16 protein-coding genes are annotated in these 18,040 nt (G+C 63.6%); 4 read left to right on the top strand and 12 right to left on the bottom strand.

Translation table 11 applies throughout. The features are described from left to right. The first annotated feature begins 39 nt into the window (after positions 1–39). Positions 40–1,275 carry a bifunctional phosphopantothenoylcysteine decarboxylase/phosphopantothenate--cysteine ligase CoaBC gene (coaBC, locus tag NYQ83_RS16215; RefSeq protein ID WP_261215854.1) on the top strand — a complete coding sequence of 412 codons (1,236 nt, stop codon included), beginning with the start codon at positions 40–42 and terminating at the stop codon, positions 1,273–1,275. Positions 1,276–1,322: 47 nt separating this feature from the next. Here coaBC and NYQ83_RS16210 read toward each other — a convergent pair whose 3' ends face one another. The 3 genes from NYQ83_RS16210 to dctP all read right to left on the bottom strand — a co-directional run bounded on the left by NYQ83_RS16210 (position 1,323) and on the right by dctP (position 6,662). Beyond that, complete coding sequence (locus tag NYQ83_RS16210; protein WP_261215852.1) at positions 1,323–3,794, bottom strand: glycogen/starch/alpha-glucan phosphorylase; 2,472 nt, start codon at positions 3,792–3,794, stop codon at positions 1,323–1,325. A 144-nt stretch (positions 3,795–3,938) separates the two neighbouring features. Continuing rightward, positions 3,939–5,516 (bottom strand): malonate--CoA ligase, encoded by a 1,578-nt coding sequence (locus tag NYQ83_RS16205; RefSeq protein ID WP_261216223.1) that lies wholly within the window; start codon positions 5,514–5,516, stop codon positions 3,939–3,941. Between the two features lie 66 nt (positions 5,517–5,582). Beyond that, positions 5,583–6,662 (bottom strand): TRAP transporter substrate-binding protein DctP, encoded by a 1,080-nt coding sequence (dctP, locus tag NYQ83_RS16200; RefSeq protein ID WP_261215851.1) that lies wholly within the window; start codon positions 6,660–6,662, stop codon positions 5,583–5,585. Positions 6,663–6,861: 199 nt separating this feature from the next. Here dctP and lnt point away from each other — a divergent pair, with 199 nt between their 5' ends. Continuing rightward, complete coding sequence (gene lnt, locus NYQ83_RS16195; RefSeq protein WP_261215850.1) at positions 6,862–8,484, top strand: apolipoprotein N-acyltransferase; 1,623 nt, start codon at positions 6,862–6,864, stop codon at positions 8,482–8,484. 93 nt (positions 8,485–8,577) lie between these two features. Beyond that, entirely contained in the window at positions 8,578–9,006 is a 429-nt protein-coding gene (locus NYQ83_RS16190) for a helix-turn-helix domain-containing protein (RefSeq protein WP_128290362.1), read from the top strand. A gap of 77 nt (positions 9,007–9,083) precedes the next feature. On the opposite strand, the gene NYQ83_RS16185 is transcribed toward NYQ83_RS16190, so the two are convergent. The 4 genes from NYQ83_RS16185 to NYQ83_RS16170 form a co-directional block, all read right to left on the bottom strand. Further along, positions 9,084–9,830 (bottom strand): M48 family metallopeptidase, encoded by a 747-nt coding sequence (locus tag NYQ83_RS16185; RefSeq protein ID WP_261215847.1) that lies wholly within the window; start codon positions 9,828–9,830, stop codon positions 9,084–9,086. A gap of 164 nt (positions 9,831–9,994) precedes the next feature. Next, a complete protein-coding gene (locus tag NYQ83_RS16180; RefSeq protein ID WP_261215846.1) occupies positions 9,995–10,426 on the bottom strand; it encodes a DUF2852 domain-containing protein in 432 nt (143 codons plus the stop codon). A gap of 173 nt (positions 10,427–10,599) precedes the next feature. After that, positions 10,600–12,231, bottom strand: coding sequence for a polyhydroxyalkanoate depolymerase (gene phaZ / locus NYQ83_RS16175; protein WP_409977018.1), 1,632 nt, complete (start codon positions 12,229–12,231; stop codon positions 10,600–10,602). An 89-nt stretch (positions 12,232–12,320) separates the two neighbouring features. Then, positions 12,321–13,121: an ABC transporter permease gene (locus NYQ83_RS16170; RefSeq protein ID WP_261215845.1), complete on the bottom strand. Its 801-nt coding sequence runs from the start codon at positions 13,119–13,121 to the stop codon at positions 12,321–12,323. A 237-nt stretch (positions 13,122–13,358) separates the two neighbouring features. Here NYQ83_RS16170 and NYQ83_RS16165 point away from each other — a divergent pair, with 237 nt between their 5' ends. Further along, a complete protein-coding gene (locus tag NYQ83_RS16165; RefSeq protein WP_261215844.1) occupies positions 13,359–14,126 on the top strand; it encodes an NAD(P)-binding domain-containing protein in 768 nt (255 codons plus the stop codon). A gap of 15 nt (positions 14,127–14,141) precedes the next feature. On the opposite strand, the gene NYQ83_RS16160 is transcribed toward NYQ83_RS16165, so the two are convergent. The 5 genes from NYQ83_RS16160 to NYQ83_RS16140 all read right to left on the bottom strand — a co-directional run bounded on the left by NYQ83_RS16160 (position 14,142) and on the right by NYQ83_RS16140 (position 18,028). Beyond that, positions 14,142–14,897 carry an ABC transporter ATP-binding protein gene (locus NYQ83_RS16160; protein ID WP_128290367.1) on the bottom strand — a complete coding sequence of 252 codons (756 nt, stop codon included), beginning with the start codon at positions 14,895–14,897 and terminating at the stop codon, positions 14,142–14,144. A 116-nt stretch (positions 14,898–15,013) separates the two neighbouring features. Then, complete coding sequence (locus tag NYQ83_RS16155; RefSeq protein WP_128290368.1) at positions 15,014–15,325, bottom strand: HPr family phosphocarrier protein; 312 nt, start codon at positions 15,323–15,325, stop codon at positions 15,014–15,016. Continuing rightward, positions 15,322–15,723, bottom strand: a complete 402-nt coding sequence (locus NYQ83_RS16150) for a PTS sugar transporter subunit IIA (protein WP_092811793.1) — start codon at positions 15,721–15,723, stop codon at positions 15,322–15,324. The genes NYQ83_RS16155 and NYQ83_RS16150 overlap by 4 nt, the downstream gene beginning before the upstream one ends. Positions 15,724–15,777: 54 nt before the next feature. Next, positions 15,778–16,224 carry an HPr kinase/phosphorylase gene (locus NYQ83_RS16145; protein WP_261215843.1) on the bottom strand — a complete coding sequence of 149 codons (447 nt, stop codon included), beginning with the start codon at positions 16,222–16,224 and terminating at the stop codon, positions 15,778–15,780. Between the two features lie 7 nt (positions 16,225–16,231). Next, a complete protein-coding gene (locus NYQ83_RS16140) occupies positions 16,232–18,028 on the bottom strand; it encodes a sensor histidine kinase (RefSeq protein ID WP_261215842.1) in 1,797 nt (598 codons plus the stop codon). Positions 18,029–18,040 lie beyond the last annotated feature (12 nt).

The following is an 18,040-nucleotide window of genomic DNA, read 5'->3' as shown; positions in this document are numbered from 1 at the left end:
CGGCCTGAGCAAGCGGCCTTTTCGAGGGAGCGGCAGGGCATGACGAAGCTCAAAGACAAGCGCATCCTGCTCGTCATCGGCGGCGGGATTGCCGCCTACAAATGCCTGGAGCTCATCCGCCTCTTGAAGAAGGCGGGGGCCTCGGTCAGCACCGTAATGACCAAGGCGGCGCAGGAATTCGTCACGCCGCTCGCCGTCGGCGCCTTGAGCCATGAACCGGTCTTCAGCGAACTCTTCGACCGTCAGGCGGAGGAAGATATCGGTCATATCCGCCTGTCGCGGCAGGCGGATCTCATCGTCGTGGCGCCGGCGACAGCCGACCGGCTGGCGCGGCTTGCCACGGGCCTTGCCGACGATCTCGCAGGCGCGGTGCTACTTGCAAGCGACAAGCCCGTGCTTCTCGCCCCTGCCATGAATCCGAGGATGTGGGCGCATCCGGCCACACGGCGCAACGTCGCGCAGCTTCACAGTGACGGATACGGCTTCATCGGCCCGGAAGCCGGGGAAATGGCGGAAAGACACGAGAGCGGCGAAGGCCGGATGAGCGAGCCTCAGGCGATCTTTTCGGAGATCGAACGGCGCCTCGGCGGCGAGGCCGGAACGTCTGCGGCCGATGCCCGGCCGCTCTCGGGCCGGCGCGTGCTCGTGACCTCGGGCCCAACGCATGAGCCGATCGATCCGGTGCGCTATCTCGCCAACAGGTCTTCCGGGCGGCAGGGGCACGCCATCGCGGCCGCCTTTGCCAGAGCCGGTGCGCATGTGACGCTCGTTTCCGGGCCGGTCACGATCCCGGCGCCTGCGGGCGTGGACCTCGTGGCGGTGGAAACCGCCCGGGAGATGCTTGCGGCGGTCGAAGCCGCACTTCCCGTCGACATCGCAGTTCTTGCCGCGGCCGTCGCTGATTGGCGCACGGCGGAAGAAGCGGACCGCAAGCTGAAGAAGACGCAATCGGGCGCTCCGGCCCTCACCTTGGTGGAGAACCCGGATATCCTGGCCACGCTCTCCCGGCACGAGAGGCGTCCGCGCCTCGTCGTCGGCTTCGCTGCGGAGACCAACGACGTCGTTGCCCATGCCCGCGCCAAACTTCAGCGCAAGGGCTGCGACTTCATTCTCGCCAACGATGTTTCGCCCGCCACCGGCATCATGGGCGGCACGGAAAACGCCGTGCAGCTCATCGGGCCCGCGAGCCACGAAGAATGGCCGCGGATGAGCAAGGAGACCGTGGCGGAGCGGCTCGTTGCACGGCTCGGCGCGGAGCTTTCCAACAGAATATGATGCGCCACGGCCGCGCCGATCGCGGCCGGGCTTTCACATCTCGTCGGCTACTCGCCGCCTCTATTGATCTCTTCCGCCGAAGGCGTCTCGACGTTCCAGATCTCGCGGGCGTAGTCGCGAATGGCACGGTCTGCGGAGAACCAGCCGACCCGCGCCGTGTTCAAGATCGTACGCCGCGTCCAGTCTTCCGTGTCCATGAACGCCCGATCGACCTTGCGCTGCTCCTCGAGATAGGCGGCGAAATCCGCCGTGACGAAGAAATAATCGTCATAGGAGAGCCGATCGACAATGGCCCGGAAGCGGTTCGGATCTTCCGGCGAGAAAACGCCTGAGCCGATCGCATCGAGAACCGTCTTGAGGGTCTCGTTGCCTTCGATGACGGCGCGCGAATCGTAGCCGGAGATGCGATAATTGGCGACGTCCTCCGCCGTCAGGCCGAAGATATGGATGTTTTCGCGCCCGACCCGATCGCAGATCTCGACATTCGCGCCGTCGAGCGTGCCAATCGTCAAGGCCCCATTGAGAGCCAGCTTCATGTTGCCGGTGCCGGAGGCCTCCATACCTGCCGTCGAGATCTGCTCGGAGAGGTCGGCGGCGGGGATGATGCGCTCGGCGGTCGAGACGTTGTAGTTCGGCAGGAAGACGATCTTCAGGCGGTCGCCGACGACGGGGTCGCTGTTGACGGCCCGTGCGACGTCGTTGATCAGCTTGATGATCAGCTTCGCCATCTCGTAGCCGGGCGCGGCCTTGCCGCCGAAGATCTTGACGCGCGGCGTCCAGTCGGCCGCCGGATCGTTGCGGATGGCAAAATACTGCGCCACCGCCTCCATGATGTTGAGAAGCTGGCGCTTGTATTCGTGCATGCGCTTGATCTGCACGTCGAACATGGCATCCGGCGAGACATGGATGCCGACGCGGCTCTGGATCTCCGCCACCAGACGGCATTTGTTCTCGCGCTTGGCGGCCCGGAAGCGTTCGCGGAAAGCGGCATCTTCCGCATAGGGCGCCACCGCTTCGATGGCCTCCAGATCGCCGATCCAGTCCTCTCCGATGGTCTCGATCAGGAGATCGCTCAACGGCTTGTTGCAGGAATGCAGCCAGCGGCGCGGCGTGACACCGTTGGTGACACCGAGGATGCGGCTCGGATAAAGCGAATCGAGATCGTGGAAGACCGTCTGCTTCATCAGATCCGCATGCAGAGCCGAAACACCGTTGACGCGGTGGCTGCCGACGAAAGCGAGATGCCCCATCCGCACGCCGTGGCCGTTGTTGTGGTCGACGATGCGCACGCGTTCCAGATCGAGCGTGCGCTTGGCAGCGGCCGCTGTTCGCAGATGCTGCTCGTCGATCCAGCGAATGATGTCGAGGTGGCGCGGCAGGACGGAGCCGAAAAGCTGCAGCGACCAGCGCTCCAGAGCTTCCGGCATCAAGGTGTGGTTGGTGTAGGAGAGCGTGTTGCGGGTGATCTGGAAGGCGACGTCCATCGACAGGCCGTGCGCATCCACGAGAAGGCGCATGAGCTCGGCAACCGCGATCGCGGGATGGGTGTCGTTGAGCTGGATCGCCACCTTCTCCGGAAGCTTCGTGATGTCGTCATGCGAGGACAGGTAGCGACGCAGAAGGTCCTGCAGCGATGCGGAGGTGAAGAAGAATTCCTGGCGCAGGCGGAGGTTCTTGCCTTCCTCGGTGGTGTCGTCCGGGTAAAGGATGCGCGAGACCGTCTCCGCGCGCACCGCCGCCTCCATCGCGGAGAGATATTCGCCGCGGTTGAAGCGATCGAGATCGACGCGCTTGGCGGGCTTGCCGGCCCAGAGCCTGAGCGTGTTGACGTGGCGCCCGCGCCAGCCGGCGATCGGCGTGTCGTAGGCCGCGGCCAGCATGACCTCTGCCGGATGCCAGACTGCCTTGCCTTCCGGCGTGGTGATGACCTCGCCGCCGAAGGGAATGTTGTAGACGACTTCGGGGCGCTCGAATTCCCAATTGTGGCCGGTGACCAGCCAGTCCTCCGGCTCTTCCGCCTGCCAGCCGTCGCGAACCGACTGACGGAAGAGACCGTTCTCGTAGCGGATGCCATAGCCGTGGGCCGGGATGCCCAGGGTCGACATGGAATCGAGGAAACAGGCGGCGAGGCGCCCAAGACCGCCATTGCCCAAGGCTGCGTCGGGTTCTGAGCGCAGGATCTCGTCGTAATCGGCGCCAAGCTCCGTCAGCGCTTCGCGCACCGGCGCCTCGAGCCCGAGATTGATGATCGTGTCTTTGAGCAGACGGCCGATCAGAAATTCCATCGACAGATAATAGACCCGCTTCTGGTCCTGCTCGTAGGCACGGCGGGTGGAGGCCATCCAGTGATCAACCAGCTGATCGCGTACCGCCAGAATGAGCGCTGCGCTCCAATCCTGCCGGACCGAATGCTCCGGATCCTTGCCGACTGCATATTTCAGCTTCTCGATGATGAGCCTTTTCACATCTTCCGCATCCTCGATGCGGCGCGAAAGAGTGACGGCTGTCGCTGCATTCATGATCGCGCTCCTCGCGATTGTCGCCCGGCGCGTCTGCGCTTCGAGGCAAGTTGTCACCCACACAACGGGCCGTGACAGCTGACCGGCCGGGCGGGTTCAATGACGTTTGTGTTCGTGGCGTTGCAATCTTCGGGCAAAACCACCCTATGATTGCTTGCCTACAGGAATCGGCCGGTCCTTGCCTGCCTCAATTTCCTGCAGCACGTGACTGAATTGCGCGCGCAACTTGCTCTTTTCGACCTTCCCCATGGCGTTTCGGGGCAGGTCTTCCACGAAAATAAGGGTCTTCGGTTGCTTAAAGCTTGCGAGTTTCTGGGCAAGGGCGGCGCTCAGCTTTTCCGCTTCGGGCGCTTCTCCCGGCGCGGGAACGACGAGCGCGATCACCGCCTCCCCGAAATCGGGATGCGGAACCCCGATCACCGCTGATTCCAGGACGCCGGCGCAGGCATCGAGGACAATTTCGATCTCCTTCGGATAGATGTTCAAACCGCCGGAGATGATCAGGTCCTTGGCGCGCCCGACGATGTGAACATAGCCGGCTTCGTCGATCAGGCCGAGATCTCCGGTGCGAAACCACCCATCATGGAATTCCTCCGCCGTCTTCTCCGGCATGCGCCAATAGCCTTTGAAGACGTTCGGTCCTTTCACCTCGATGACGCCGATCTCGCTCATCTTCTTCGGCGAACCCGTTTCCGGATCAACGATGCGAAGATCGACGCCTGGCAAGGGCAGGCCGACCGTTCCAGGTCGGCGGTCGCCCTCATAAGGGTTCGACGTGTTCATGCTCGTTTCCGTCATACCGTAGCGTTCCAAGACGGCATGGCCGGTCCGTTCGAGAAAGGCAGCATGGGTTGCAGGCAGGAGAGGTGCGGAACCGGAAATGAAAAGTCGTACTTCCTGCACCAGTTTGTGCACAAGGCGCGGATCGTCAAGAAGACGGGTGTAAAAAGTCGGCACCCCCATCATCACCGTGGCTTGCGGCAGGGCCTCGATCACCAGGTCGAGATCGAAGCGGGGCAGGAAAATCATCGACGCCCCGGCGGCAAGAACGACATTGCACGCCGTGAAAAGACCGTGAGTGTGGAAGACCGGCAGCGCGTGGAGAAGGACGTCATCTTCCGAAAACTGCCAAAGGTCCGTCAAGGTGAGGGCGTTGGAGACGAGGTTGTCGTGGCTCAGCATCGCGCCCTTGGAACGGCCGGTCGTGCCGGAGGTGTAGAGGATCGCAGCGAGGTCGTCGTCGGCCCGCGCCACCGTCTTGAATTGATCGCCGGCCGAAACACCGAGGCGATCGAGACTGCCCGAGGCTTTTTCGCGCTTCTTGCGCACACCGAGCGTCTCAAGCCGTGCCCCGGCTTCTTCCGCGACCGGTGACAGGATCTCCGCTTTAGCGGGATCGCAGACGAAGAGCGCCGGCTCGGCATCTTTCAGAAAATACGCGACCTCGGCCGGCGTATAGGCGGTGTTGAGAGGCAGGAAGACGGCCCCGGCGCGAACGGTCCCGAGATAGAGAAGCACCGCCTCAATGCTCTTTTCGACCTGCACGGCGACTCGATCGCCGGGCTTCACCCCCAGTTTGACGAGCGCATTGGCAAAGCGGGCGGAGCCGTTCTCCACGTCGGCATAGGTCAGCCTTCGCCCGTCCGTCAGGCGCGCAAATGGCGCGGCTTTGGTCGCGGCGGGAAAAAGGGCGGCGAGACGGGTATAGAGATTGCGATCCATGACCGCCATTCAGGCAGCTCACACGTTTTTGAACAAGAGGTGGCGCGGCCGCAGGCACAAAGACCTTCAATCGCCCGTGATCGCCTCAGCAAGAAGACGCTTGCCGTCCTTCACGTCGCGCGCAAAATCGCGCCAGCTCGATTCCACTGCGACGGCCAGCCATTGGTCGAGCGCGGAGCGCGGCATCTCTTCCACCTCAGCGCCCGCCTTCCGGTACATCTGCACCAGTCGATCGTCCTGCGCACGGGATTCCCGCGCAGCCCAGGCCGTGACTTTTTCGCCCGCCGCTTTGAGGGCGGCGCGTTCGTCCTCACTCAAGGCTTCCCAGCTCGGGCGCGCGATGACGATCGGCTCGTAGCTGAACCAGAGAGCGTCGCTGCCTGGCGCCGTCAGACATTTGGCGGCACGCGCCAGTTCGGGGTCGGCAAGGACCGAGGACGAGGCAAGCGCGCCATCGATGACCCCGCCCGCAAGGGCTGCAGCGAGACGCGCACGCGGCGCCCGCACCACCGATGCTCCGGATTTCGTCAGGACGGTACGCAGAGGCTCGCCCTCGGCATGCAGGGTCTTGCCGCTCGTCGATGGCGGCCCTTCAAGACAGGCCCCGGAAGAGACGAAACCGCCGGCAAGCCAGGCATCGGCGAGAACGATCATGCCGGCATTGTCGAGATGGGTCTTGAGGTCGGCCATGAAGGCCGACCGGGCAAGGGCGTCCGCATCGGCATGCCGGCGCGCCAGACCGGGCATCGACGCCGCCCCGAAAATTGGATCAGAAGAGGTGGCCGCAGCGAGCGGCAGAGCCGCGACGTCGACGCGGCCGGTTGCGAGCCGGTCCCAGAGAGCCTCGGGCTCGAAGGCCTCCGGCTTTCCGTCCCCTGCCTCGCCCCTCGCCAGGCGCCTCAAGACGAGATCGGCCTTCTCGTCCTGGAGCGCACGTTCGAGCTCGTCGATCATCGCACCGGAAAAGCTCTCCGCCCCGCCCGCCGTCACCTGGCCGGTGCGCAGCATGGCTGCCGCGGCCGGGAATTCGGAGGCGAGGAGGCCAGCGAGGCTCAAAACCGCGACGAGAGCGCAACGGAGAGGTGTGGTGCGGACAGGCGCCGTGCAAACAGAGGAAATGGGCGAACGGGCTTTTTGAAAAAGCATCGAGGCTCCAGGCAGGCTTCCGTCGGCCGCCTTGCACCTTTTGGGGCTCTGGCGCTGAAATCGGCCGGCGATGGCTACGAAAACGCACCGTCCGCGGGGAATTGGACGATTGAAGGGCGGGGCGCGGAAAGCCCGGCTTGATTTCGTGCCGCTTAGGCCGTCATCTCGCGAACGCACCGGCAAGCGATTCGAGTTGCACATGAATAGGCTCGCTCAGGCGATCATTCTTTCATGGGGGTGGCGCCGACGGGGCATCGCTTTTTCGGCCGGAGCGGTTTCAGCCCTCGCACAAGCGCCCTTCTTTCTCTTCCCGCTCCTGTGGCTGACGCTGCCGGTTCTAGTCCTTCTTGTCGACGGCGCCGTGTCGTCGCGGTTTTCCGGACGCACCGGCCGGTTGATGGCCGCTTTCGGGGCCGGATGGTGGTTTGGCTTCGGCTATTTTCTCGCCGGCCTCTGGTGGGTCGGATCGGCCTTTCTCGTCGAGGCTGACCAGTTCGGTTGGCTGATGCCCTTCGCCGTCGTGCTTCTGCCTGCGGGCCTTGCAATCCTCTGGGGCCTCGGGGTCGTGGCGGCGCGGCTCATCTGGTCGAGCAGCAGCTGGCGGATCTTCGCGCTCGCTTTTGGGCTCGGCAGCGCCGAATGGCTGCGCGGCCATCTCTTCACCGGTTTCCCTTGGAACGCCCTCGGTTATGCCCTGACGGCCGGCGAAGTGATGATGCAGTCGGCTTCGCTTGCCAACATCTATGCCTTGAGTTTTCTCGCCGTCGTCGTCTTCGCTGCGCCCGTCACGCTCCTGACGGCCGAACGACGCAAATACGTGGCGCCACTGCTCTCGGTGGCTGTGGTTCTGGCACTGGCGGGCTACGGGCTTGTGCGCCTCGGCTCTGCCTCCGATGCGACCGTCCCAGGCATCAATCTGCGCATCGTCCAACCAGCCGTCGACCAGGCCCAGAAATGGCTGCCCGAGAACCGAAACCGCGTCTTTCAGGATTATCTGACGCTGAGCGCCGAGCCGGGAGGCCATCCTCTCGACGGGCAGACGCTGGTGGTCTGGCCGGAAACTGCCCTGCCCTTCATCCTGACGGATGAGCCCGCAGCCCTTGCCGCCATCGGCAGGCTGCTGCCGCAGGGCGCACATCTCGCCACCGGCGCCGCGCGGCTTGAAAACGAAGCGGACGGAAGCCGCCGGGTTTTCAACTCGATCTACCTTGTCGACAGCGACGGAACGATCGTTGGATTGTATGATAAGGTGCATTTAGTACCGTTTGGAGAGTACCTTCCGCTGCAGGATTTGCTCGATCGCATCGGGCTTCGGCAGCTGTCTCTACTTGGTGGCGGCTTCTCGTCTGGCACCCGACGACGGACCCTCGCTCTGCCGTCGACGCCGCCTTTCGTCCCCCTGATTTGTTACGAAATTATCTTTCCTGGTGAGATTCTCGCCGAGGACGGGGATCGCCCGGGTTTCTTTTTGAACGTCACCAACGACGCCTGGTTCGGGAACACCCCAGGGCCCTATCAGCATCTTCATCAGGCTCGCGTGCGTGCCGTGGAAGAGGGCGTACCAGTCGTGAGAGCCGCCAATACCGGCATTTCGGCGATCATCGACGCCTATGGCCGCGTTCGGGTGAGCGCAGCACTCGGCACCAAGACGTTCATCACCGGCGGTCTCCCTGAACCTGCTGAAATCCCCCTGGCCGCACGCTGGGGTGGCATATTAACGTTAGTTCACTTGTTAATCTGTTTTTCCGCCGGATTTTTGGCTCTCAGCCGAGAAAACGCGCGCGTACCATTGACTCCTAGGTCCACCCGGCAGAAACGGTGACCTAAGGTTACGAAGTGATCGGACGCCACGAACCGACCCAATCGCGGGCATGATCAGCCCGAGAAAAATTGGCCGTAGCGTGTAAGGAAAAACATGAACGATAAGCGGAAGCCGAAGTCGCCGGACGAGATCGACGCTCATATCGGCAGGCAGGTCCGGATGCGCCGCAAGATGGCCGGCCTGTCTCAAGAGAAGCTTGGCGAACAGCTCGGCGTCACGTTCCAGCAGATACAGAAGTACGAAAAAGGTGCAAACCGTATCGCTGCGAGCCGCCTCTTCCAGATCGCAGAAGTTCTCGGAAGTCCTCTGTCTTATTTCCTCCCCGACAACACAGGAAATGGCGGCGAGGAAGGTTTCGCGGAGCGTCAGACTGCTTTCGTGATGGACTTCGTCTCAACGGCCGAGGGCGTAGAACTTAACCGTTCTTTCACCCACATCAAAAGCAGCAAGGTTCGCCGCCGCCTGATCGAGCTGGTTTCTGAAATCGCTCGCGACCAAAGCGACGAGCCGAGCCAGCAATAGCTGACGGACGCCGCCACAACCGGCGATCTGCGTCCCAGCTTCTACGGTCTTTCCGTCGAAAGCAGCGTCGAGGTCGCTCACAACCTCTGAGCGGCCGCCCGGCCGATGCGATGAAGCTTTGCGCCGTGACGACGCAGCCATCCGCGCGCCTCTTCGTAGTCGGGATAGGCTTCGCCAACGAGGCGCCAGAAGCGCGGTGAATGGTTCATTTCCCGCAGATGGGCGACTTCGTGGGCTGCGACATATTGCAGCACGCGCGGCGGCGCCAGGACGAGGCGCCAGGAAAACGACAGCGTTCCGGTCGATGAACAGGAGCCCCAGCGGCTCCTGGTGTCGCGCACGGCGATGCGCCGGTGCCGCACGCCCAGCGCCGTGCAATAGCCGGCGACGGCCTCGTCGAGATCGCGGCGCGCCTGGCGCTTCAGCCAATCGGAAAGTCGCCTCTCCAGGTGGCGTGGATCGCCCGGAACGATGACGACGCGTCCTTCATCCGTGTCCGCCACCCGCACGAGCCCGCGAGATGGGCCCGTCTTGATGAGGCATTGTTCTCCCCGCAGCGAAAAGTACGCTCCCGGCGCAAACGGGGTGCCGCCTTCATGGGCTTGCATCCGTTTGGCGAGCCAGTCGCGGTGGCCGGCCAGAAAGCGCTCGCCCGCCGAGAGCGGCACGGAGGCCGGAAGCGTCAAAAGCGGTTCGCCTGTCGCAGCGTCGAGCCGCAGGATCATACGCCGGGCCCGGCTGGAACGGCGCACCTTTACGGCAAGCTCGCTTTCCTGAAAGGCAAGACGGCAGGTTTCGGGGGTTTTGCGGCGGGAGAATCGCATAGCGCGCACTATGCCTCGTCTACGGCCGTCGCCAAAGGCGTTGCTCGTTTCGCCACGCATCTCGGCCAAGCCGGCGGTCTCAGCGCTCAAGATCATCTTCGACCGCCCAAAACGACAAACGGGGCCCTGCGGGCCCCGCTGTCTTCGCAATCCGTTCCTGGACTTTAGAACGCGCCCTGCGTTCCGTCGTCCGTGCGCCGGCGGTACTCGGCCATGAAGCGATCGAACTCTTCCTTGTCCTTCGCCCGCCGCAATTCCTTCACGAAGGTCTCAAATTCGCTGCGCATGCCTTCGACCTTACGGCGCTCTTCCTCGATCCGCTCCAACTCACGGGCACGGTACTCGTCGAAAGCGATATTGCCGGTGTCGCCGACACTGAATCCGGCCTGGCGCGTGATGCCGCCGAACTGGCTGCGGAATTGATTGCGCATGTCCTGTCCGAACCGGACCAATTCCTGGCCCCAGATCATCCAGGCCAGCATGGCAAGGCCGAGCGGCCAGAACAGAGCAAAACCGATCACCATCAGAAGAATGTTCAGCGGTGACCAGCGGCCCCGAGTCGAACAGGCCCGATTGGCAGTAACAGTTTGGTTCATCGAACTCCCCTCAAGCAGTGGATGAACTGGAGATGGGGAGCGCAAAATCGGGATTCAAGAAAAACCGGAGGCCGTTCGCCCCAAAGAGCTCTCGAGCTCTCGCGACGGCGATCGCGGCACTTCGACCGCTCAGTGCGTCGACGGCGAGGTTCCGGCCAACGGAAAACGTCCGATCAGTGCCGCGTCTCGACGCTCATGCCCATCATGCGCCGCGCCTGTGCGACCCAGCTCTCGAGCGCTTCGCCCGCGTGAGGCGACATCTCCCCTTGCAAGGCTTCGATCGCCTCGCTGGTCATCTCGGCGAGCTGGCTCACCTGGAAGATGCCGAATTCGTTGAGGCTGTCGGCTGCGGCCGGTCCGAGACCGACAATTTCGTTCAGATCCGTCGCGACCGCCGGGAGGTTGTCGACGGCAAGCGCCGAGAAGCCCATCGCATCGGCAAAACGCGCATGATAATCCTCGCGCGGGTTGCTGCGCACGGCCTCCGCCGCCCCGTTCAAGGGCTTGGCGTCCTCCCGCGCGAAGCGGCGGATGAAATCTGCGATGACGGGCACGATCTCCTTGCGGAACCGGGTGCCATTGAAGACGCCGTAATGGCCGACCTTCGGCTGCAGGTGGTGGTGCTTCATCTCCTCGGGCAGGCTGGAGCACAGGGACTGCGCCGCTTCCGTCTGGCCCACACCGGAAATGTCGTCGCGCTCACCTTCCACCGTCAGAAGCGCCGTCTTTTTGATGAGCTCCGGGCGAACGAGGCGGCCGCGATGGCGCATCTCTCCGCGCGGGAGATCGTGGCGGATGAAGACGGTCTCCACCGTCTGCAGATAAAACTCCGCCGTCAAATCCATCACGGCGAGATATTCGTCATAGAAGTCGCGGTGCTTCTCGGCGCTGTCGCCGTCGCCGTCGACGAGGTGCTGGAAGAACTCGTGATGGGCGCTCACATGCCGGTCGAGATTCATGCTCATGAAGCCCGAGAGCTGCAGGAAGCCCGGATAGACCGCCCGCATGAAGCCCGGATGCGGGAAAGGCACGTTCATGATGACGTGGCGCCGGAACCAGTCGACGCTCTTGCCGTCGGCAAACATGTTGACCGCAGTCGGATTGCGCCGCGTGTCGATCGGCCCGCCCATCAGCGTCATGGAGGCGGCCTGACAGGGATCGTCGTCTTCCGCCATCACGGCGGCTGCGGCAAGGACCGGGACGGACGGCTGGCAAACTGCCATGACATGCGTTCCGGAGCCCAGATGATGCAGCATCTCGACGATGTAATCGACGAAATCGTCGAGATCGAAATGCCCCTTGGACAAGGGCACCATGCGCGCATCGGTCCAATCTGTGATGAAGACCTCATGGAAGGGCAGCATCGCTTCCACCGTTCCACGAAGCAGAGTGGCGTAATGGCCGGACATCGGCGCGACGATCAGAAGTTTCGGATCGCGCGGGCGGTCAGGCGGCAGGTCGCGCTTGAAATGAAGGAGATCGCAGAAGGGCTTCGACCACACCACGCGCTCTTCGATGGCAACGGTCTTGCCGTCGACCTCGACATCTTTCAGGCCGAACTCCGGCTTGCCGTAGCGCCGCGTCGTGCGCTCAAACAACTCCGCCGCAGCCGCGACCGAACGGCCGAACGGGGTCTCCGCAAACGGGTTGAATGGATTCTGGAAGGCGAGCCGCGTCACATCGGCCATGGCCCGCCACGGCGCAAGCACGGCGTGATTGAGCTCGTAGAACTGATAGATGCCCACGTTTCCCGCCCTTTCGTTCGCCATGACGCCGGCATCTGGGGTATTGCGGCGTCGCAGCATAGTCTTCTGCATCGCAGAATAGGCCGTTTAGTTTCAAAGGCAACTGCGGCACGCCAAAAGTCTTCGGGCGCGATGCTTGCGCGGACCTGTTATTCGCCAAGCTGAAGCAACGCACCCGACCGGCGGCCTGAGCGCAAAAACGCTGCAAAAGCAACGGATGCCGCAGTCAAATAAACAAGATTGAGGCCGCCGGCCCACAACATCTCGCGAACGTCGAAACGATTCTCCAAAACGAGAGCCCGCATGCCCTCGAAAACATGCGTCGGTGGAAGCGCGAGCGAAATCGGCTGCAGCCAGGCGGGCAGAACCGTCACGGGGTAGTACACACAGGCGAGCGGAAGCAGGAGGAACGAGACGCTCCAGACGAAACTCTCCGCGCCGAGCCCGTTGCGCAGAACGATGCCGCAGGCGAACAGCCCAACCGCCCAGCTGGTTATGATCAGATTGGCGAAAAAGGCGGCGAGCGCCAGACCCATCCCCAGGAGGTTGAAGCCGAAAAAGACGATCGCCATCACCGTCACCGGCACCAGCCCGATCAGGAGCCTGATGATGCTCATCACTCCGAGGGCGGCCAGAAGCTCGTACATCCTGAGCGGCGTCATCATCAGATTGCCGAGGTTGCGGGACCACATCTCCTCCAGGAAGGAGACCGAAAAGCCGATCTGACCGCGCAACAGGATGTCCCACAAAAGAACCGAGCCGATGAGGGCGCCGCCGGCGAGTGCGGTGACGGACGTCTTTTCCGCGAGATAGGCCTGCAAAAATCCCCACATCAACAACTCGACGGTCGGCCAGTAGACGATGTCGAGGAGCCTCGGCCAGGAATCTTTGAGAAGATACCAGTAGCGCAGAACGAGTGCGAAGATGCGGTTGAGGGAGGCAGAGAGCATCGTGTCGTCCTTGAGGGTTCCGGCGGCGAAGAGGCTCGCAAAGAGGCTGGGCGAAGCGGCCGCCCGGCAATCGTAGACCCGCCGCCGCAGCGCGAAAAGCCGGCAAAAAGCCGGAGAAAAACGCCGCTGACCGGGCCCCGACCCATCACGTCGCCCCTTTCCGCGCGCCGCCCCCTCCCTTCGGCGACCATCATTGCCTAAGGTCCTCGCCGACAAATTCAGCGAAGAGGAAGCCTCATGGTCTATGGCATCATCGGCGTCGGAGCGATCGCTGAGGCGATCGTGGAAGGCTTGTGCAGCGTCGACGTGGGCGCACCCGCAATCGTGCTGTCGCCGCGCAATGCCGAGATTGCCGCCGATCTCGAGCAAAGATACGCAAGCGTCACCGTCGCGGAGGACAATCAGGCCGTCATCGATCGCTCATCGGTCGTGATCCTTGCCGTCAGGCCTCAGGACGCGGCGGTGGCGCTCAAGGATCTCGTCTTTCCCAAAGAGCGCCCGGTCATCAGCCTGTTGGCTCGCACACCGCTTGCGCAGCTTTCTTCGCTCGTCGCGCCGGCCACAAAGATCGCGAGAGCCATCCCGCTGCCGCCCGTGCGCACACGCTCAGGCATCACGCCCGTCTTCCCGGCCGGAGGGGAAGCCAAAACCCTGTTCGATCGGCTCGGCAGCGCCGTCGAGCTGCCGAGCGAGGAAAGCTTTGAGGCTTTTGCCACGGCTTCTGCGACGGTCGCGGCGCATTTTGCCTATCTCGACACCATCGCCGGATGGCTCACGGCTCAGAACGTGCCTCAGAAGGCCGCGTCACAGTATATGGCGGCGGTCTTCGCCGGTGTGGCGGGCTCGCTCCACGAGGACAAGCCGGATTTTGAGCGCCTCGCCAAGGATCACGCGACGCCTGGGGGCATCAACGAAGCGTTTCTCACCGCCCTCACCTCGGCCGGTGTCTTCGACAAGGTGAAGGACGGTCTCGAGACGCTCGCCGCGAAGACTTCGCTTTCCTAGAGGTCTCAGACCGCCTCAGGCCGCCTCGCCCTGCCTGCGGCCGCGGGCGACATCGAGGAAGACATCTTCCATGGTCTCGCGGCCATAGCGCGAGATAAGCTCGGACGGGGCCCCCTGATCGACGATCACGCCGCCCTTCATCATGACGACGTCATCGCAGAGACGCTCCACCTCGGGCATGTTGTGCGAGGCGAGAAGAATGGTGGCGCCGCGTTCCCGGCGATAGCGCTCCAGATGGGTGCGCACCCAATCGGCGGTGTCGGGATCGAGCGAAGCGGTCGGCTCGTCGAGGAGGAGGACCTCGGGCCGATTGATCAGGGATTTTGCGAGCGCCACGCGGGTTTTCTGTCCGGCGGAAAGCTTGCCCGACGGGCGGTCGAGAAAATCCCGAAGCGCCAGCTCGCCGGCGAGCTCGTCGATGCGCTCCTTGAGGTCGGCAACACCGTAGAGCCGCCCGAAGACCTTGAGGTTCTGCCGCACGGTGAGCCGCATCGGCATTTCCACATAGGGACTTTCGAAATTGATCCGGTGGAGAACCTGATAGCGCTGGTGCGCCATGTCGGCACCCAGGATGCGGGCTTCCCCCGAGCTCGGCGTGATCAAACCCATCAGCATGGCGATCGTCGTCGTCTTGCCGGCGCCGTTGCCGCCGAGGAGGCCGGTGACGGAGGCGGCGGGCACCGAGAAGCTGATGCCGTCGACGGCGCTGACCGGGCCGTAGCGCTTGGCGAGGCGCGTCACCGCAATCGGACTGACACCCAGCTGTTGCATCCTCGTGGTCCTCACGCAGAGCTTCGCCGGCGTCGGGCGCAAATCTTGCGGCCCCCGGTCGAACGGCCTTGAAAACGTCTCCTGAGATTACGGAGAGACGGCTGGCACTTCCAGCCTCAGTCGCGCGGCTCGCGGGTCACATCCTCGCCGAAACCGCCTTCGACGAGAGCAGCAAGCGCCTCAAGTGCGGCATCCGCATCCGGCCCGACGGCGGCGATATCGATGAAACAGCCGGGGGCTGCGGCGAGCGTCATCAAACCCATGATGGAGGTGCCGCCGACGCTTTGACCGTCCTTGATCACCACCACCTCTGCATCGAAACAGCTTGCGAGCTTCACGAACTTCGCCGAAGCACGTGCGTGAAGGCCCCGCTTGTTGCAGATGGTGAGGCGTCGCAAAGGCAGGCTCTCCAGAGCGATCGTGGTCATTTGGCGGACAAGATCCGGCTGGCGACGTTGATGTATTTCCTCCCGGCATCCTGAGCCGCGACTGTCGCCTCGTCGAGCTCCGCATCGCCACGGATGCTCGCAAGCTTGATCAGCATCGGCAGGTTGACGCCGGCCACGACCTCGATGCGGCCAGGTTCCATCACCGAAATCGCAAGGTTCGAAGGGGTGCCACCGAACATATCGGTCAACAGGATCACGCCATCGCCGGCGTCGACCTCCTGCACCGCCTGAACGATGTCCTGGCGCCGATCCTCCATATCGTCGTCGGGGCCGATGGAGATCGTCGCGCAGCCCTGCTGAGGCCCCACCACATGTTCCAAAGCAGCGCGAAATTCAGAAGCGAGCTGGCCGTGGGTGACGAGGACTAATCCGATCATACGGGGTTTGCCGATCCATTGTGCAAGGGTTGTCATCTTGGCCACAAAAATGCGTCACCTTGCAAGTCCCTCGCTGGGCTGAAGGGCTGCGGCAAGCGCTGTTCGCACGAGCAGCAGCGTCGCAGGGCTCCGTGCCGGAGCCGGTTGGCGCGGCAGGCCTATCCCGGCGATCTCCGTCATGAGCTCCTCGGCATCCGGCAAGCGTTCGAGAGCCGCCTCCGGGATGAGATCGACGACGAGGCGAATCACCGCTGCCTGTTCATGAGGCAGCGGTACTAGCCCGCGGCCCCGCAGCTCTATCAACCCCTCGGTCGCTGCGGGCGGGGTGGCGACGAGGCGGCCATGGCAGGCCGTCAAATCGCAGTAATCATCGGCAACGAGGCGTCCACCTTCCGCAAGGATCGACCAGGCGAGCATAGATTTGCCGCTTCCCGACGCGCCGCGAATGAGAATGCCAGCCCCTTGCCAGACAACACAGCTTGCGTGCAGCCGCAGCGACATGGCCCCCTCAATCGGCTGCGGGCAGAACGACCGTGAAGCGCGCACCCGCCACGGAGCCGTCCCGGTTGCGCCTGTTTTCCGCAGTGATCGTGCCGCGGTGCGCGACCACGATCTGCCGCGAAATCGCGAGACCGAGACCAGAATTGTTGCCGAACGCCTCTTTCTCCGGGCGGTCGGTGTAAAAACGCTCGAAAATGCGCTCGAAATTGTCTTCCGGGATGCCGCGGCCGTCATCATCGACCACGACCACGATCCGCCCGGGCAAGCGCTCGGCCACGACCCGCACCACGCCCTCGTCGGGGGAGAAGGACAGTGCGTTGTCGATCAGATTGTTGAACACCTGACCAAGGCGGCTGTCATGGCCGAGGACGTAGAAGGCGTCCTTGCCGAACTTTCCGGACTTGAGGCTGAGGGTGAGCTGGCTCGGATCGGTCGTGCGCACCTCGCGCGCGACACTCACCACCGCCTCGAGAAGGCGGGCGATATCCACCGGCTCCGTGTCCTCGCGCGCCAGTTCGGCATCGAGCCGGGAGGCATCGGAGATGTCGCTGATCAGGCGATCGAGGCGGCGCACATCGTGCTTGATGACATCGAGAAGCCGCTCGCGGTTCTCCTCGCTGCGCGCGATCGGCAGGGTCTCGACGGCACTTCGGAGCGAGGTCAGCGGGTTCTTCAGTTCATGCGCGACATCGGCGGCAAAGCGTTCGATCGCGTCCATACGGCTGTAGAGCGCGTTGGTCATGTCGCGCAGCGAACGCGCCAGATGGCCGATCTCGTCCTTGCGCTCGCCGAAATCGGGGATCTGCATGCGCGAGCGCACGCCGCGCCCGACCCGTTCCGCAGCCTGAGAGAGGCGGCTGATGGGGCCCGCGATCGTACTCGCCAGCAGGATCGACAACAGGACGGTCGAACTGGCAGCGACCAGGAAGACGCGGAAGATGCCCATGCGTTCGGCATGGACGATCGCATCGATGTCGCCCGATTCCGTCGACAAAAGCAGCGCGCCGAGGACCGCACGGAAGCGCTGCACGGGCACCGCGACCGAGACGATCAGGCCGCCGTCTTCTCCGACGCGCACGACGGACCCCGCCTGGCCTGAAAGGGCGTTGACCACTTCGGGATAGGCCCGGCCGTCGCCGGCACCGACCTCGTGATATTTCGGCAGATCGCCGCGCCGCAGCCAGAGGCGGAGCTTGTCCCAGGACTTTTCCCACCACGACCTGGTTTCTTCCGGGGCCGGCAGATCGAAGCGCAGGATCTGACCGCGCGTGTAAAGCCCCTTGGAATCGACGATCAGGTTGCCTTCCTGATCGTAGAGACGGCCGCGAATGCGCGTCGGCGTCATCAGCCGCTTCAACAGGGGAGCGACGCGTTCCGGGTTGATCGGAAAATCGGCCGAGGTCTCGCCGACATCGAAAGATGAGACGCTTTCGCCCGCCTGCAATTCCAGGAGCTTGTCGGGATCGATGGTGATCGCGTCGGTTTCGACGGTCGCCTGCGCGGCGATCGCCGCGGCAATGATCTCCCCCTGCGTTCTCAGGCTTTCGACGCGGGCATCGATCAGGCCGGCGCGAAACTGGTTGAGGTAGAGAACCGCAAGGACGAGCGCGATGAGGCCGGCGAGGTTGAGGGTGACGATGCGGCGGCTGACGCTCGAAAAGCTCGCCTGGGCAAGAATCGACAGGCCTCTGGCGAACGGCAAGACCAGGAGCCGCCGCCAACGCCGACGCGCCCGCAGCGCTTCATTTTGCCGCAGGGTCTCTTCGCGCCTGTGCGTCTCGCCTGGATGCGTCTCAGCCACCATGGGCTAAAGCGC

It is taken from the genome of Afifella sp. JA880 (assembly GCF_025379905.1).
Taxonomy (GTDB): Bacteria; Pseudomonadota; Alphaproteobacteria; order Rhizobiales; family Afifellaceae; genus Afifella; species Afifella aestuarii.
Note: the sequence above shows the minus strand (reverse complement) of the source record. Positions and strands in the feature narration are given on the sequence as shown.

Excerpts from the sequence above, each read along its gene's own strand:
- NYQ83_RS16145 (WP_261215843.1), bottom strand. The coding sequence starts at position 16,224 with ATGTCGCTGCGGCTGCACGCAAGCTGTGTTGTCTGGCAAGGGGCTGGC.
- phaZ (WP_409977018.1), bottom strand. The coding sequence starts at position 12,231 with ATGCTGCGACGCCGCAATACCCCAGATGCCGGCGTCATGGCGAACGAA.
- NYQ83_RS16150 (WP_092811793.1), bottom strand. The coding sequence starts at position 15,723 with ATGATCGGATTAGTCCTCGTCACCCACGGCCAGCTCGCTTCTGAATTT.
- coaBC (WP_261215854.1), top strand. The coding sequence starts at position 40 with ATGACGAAGCTCAAAGACAAGCGCATCCTGCTCGTCATCGGCGGCGGG.
- NYQ83_RS16205 (WP_261216223.1), bottom strand. The coding sequence starts at position 5,516 with ATGGATCGCAATCTCTATACCCGTCTCGCCGCCCTTTTTCCCGCCGCG.
- NYQ83_RS16165 (WP_261215844.1), top strand. The coding sequence starts at position 13,359 with ATGGTCTATGGCATCATCGGCGTCGGAGCGATCGCTGAGGCGATCGTG.
- dctP (WP_261215851.1), bottom strand. The coding sequence starts at position 6,662 with ATGCTTTTTCAAAAAGCCCGTTCGCCCATTTCCTCTGTTTGCACGGCG.
- NYQ83_RS16185 (WP_261215847.1), bottom strand. The coding sequence starts at position 9,830 with ATGCGATTCTCCCGCCGCAAAACCCCCGAAACCTGCCGTCTTGCCTTT.
- NYQ83_RS16180 (WP_261215846.1), bottom strand. The coding sequence starts at position 10,426 with ATGAACCAAACTGTTACTGCCAATCGGGCCTGTTCGACTCGGGGCCGC.
- NYQ83_RS16160 (WP_128290367.1), bottom strand. The coding sequence starts at position 14,897 with ATGCAACAGCTGGGTGTCAGTCCGATTGCGGTGACGCGCCTCGCCAAG.
- NYQ83_RS16190 (WP_128290362.1), top strand. The coding sequence starts at position 8,578 with ATGAACGATAAGCGGAAGCCGAAGTCGCCGGACGAGATCGACGCTCAT.
- NYQ83_RS16210 (WP_261215852.1), bottom strand. The coding sequence starts at position 3,794 with ATGAATGCAGCGACAGCCGTCACTCTTTCGCGCCGCATCGAGGATGCG.
- NYQ83_RS16155 (WP_128290368.1), bottom strand. The coding sequence starts at position 15,325 with ATGACCACGATCGCTCTGGAGAGCCTGCCTTTGCGACGCCTCACCATC.
- lnt (WP_261215850.1), top strand. The coding sequence starts at position 6,862 with ATGAATAGGCTCGCTCAGGCGATCATTCTTTCATGGGGGTGGCGCCGA.
- NYQ83_RS16140 (WP_261215842.1), bottom strand. The coding sequence starts at position 18,028 with ATGGTGGCTGAGACGCATCCAGGCGAGACGCACAGGCGCGAAGAGACC.
- NYQ83_RS16170 (WP_261215845.1), bottom strand. The coding sequence starts at position 13,121 with ATGCTCTCTGCCTCCCTCAACCGCATCTTCGCACTCGTTCTGCGCTAC.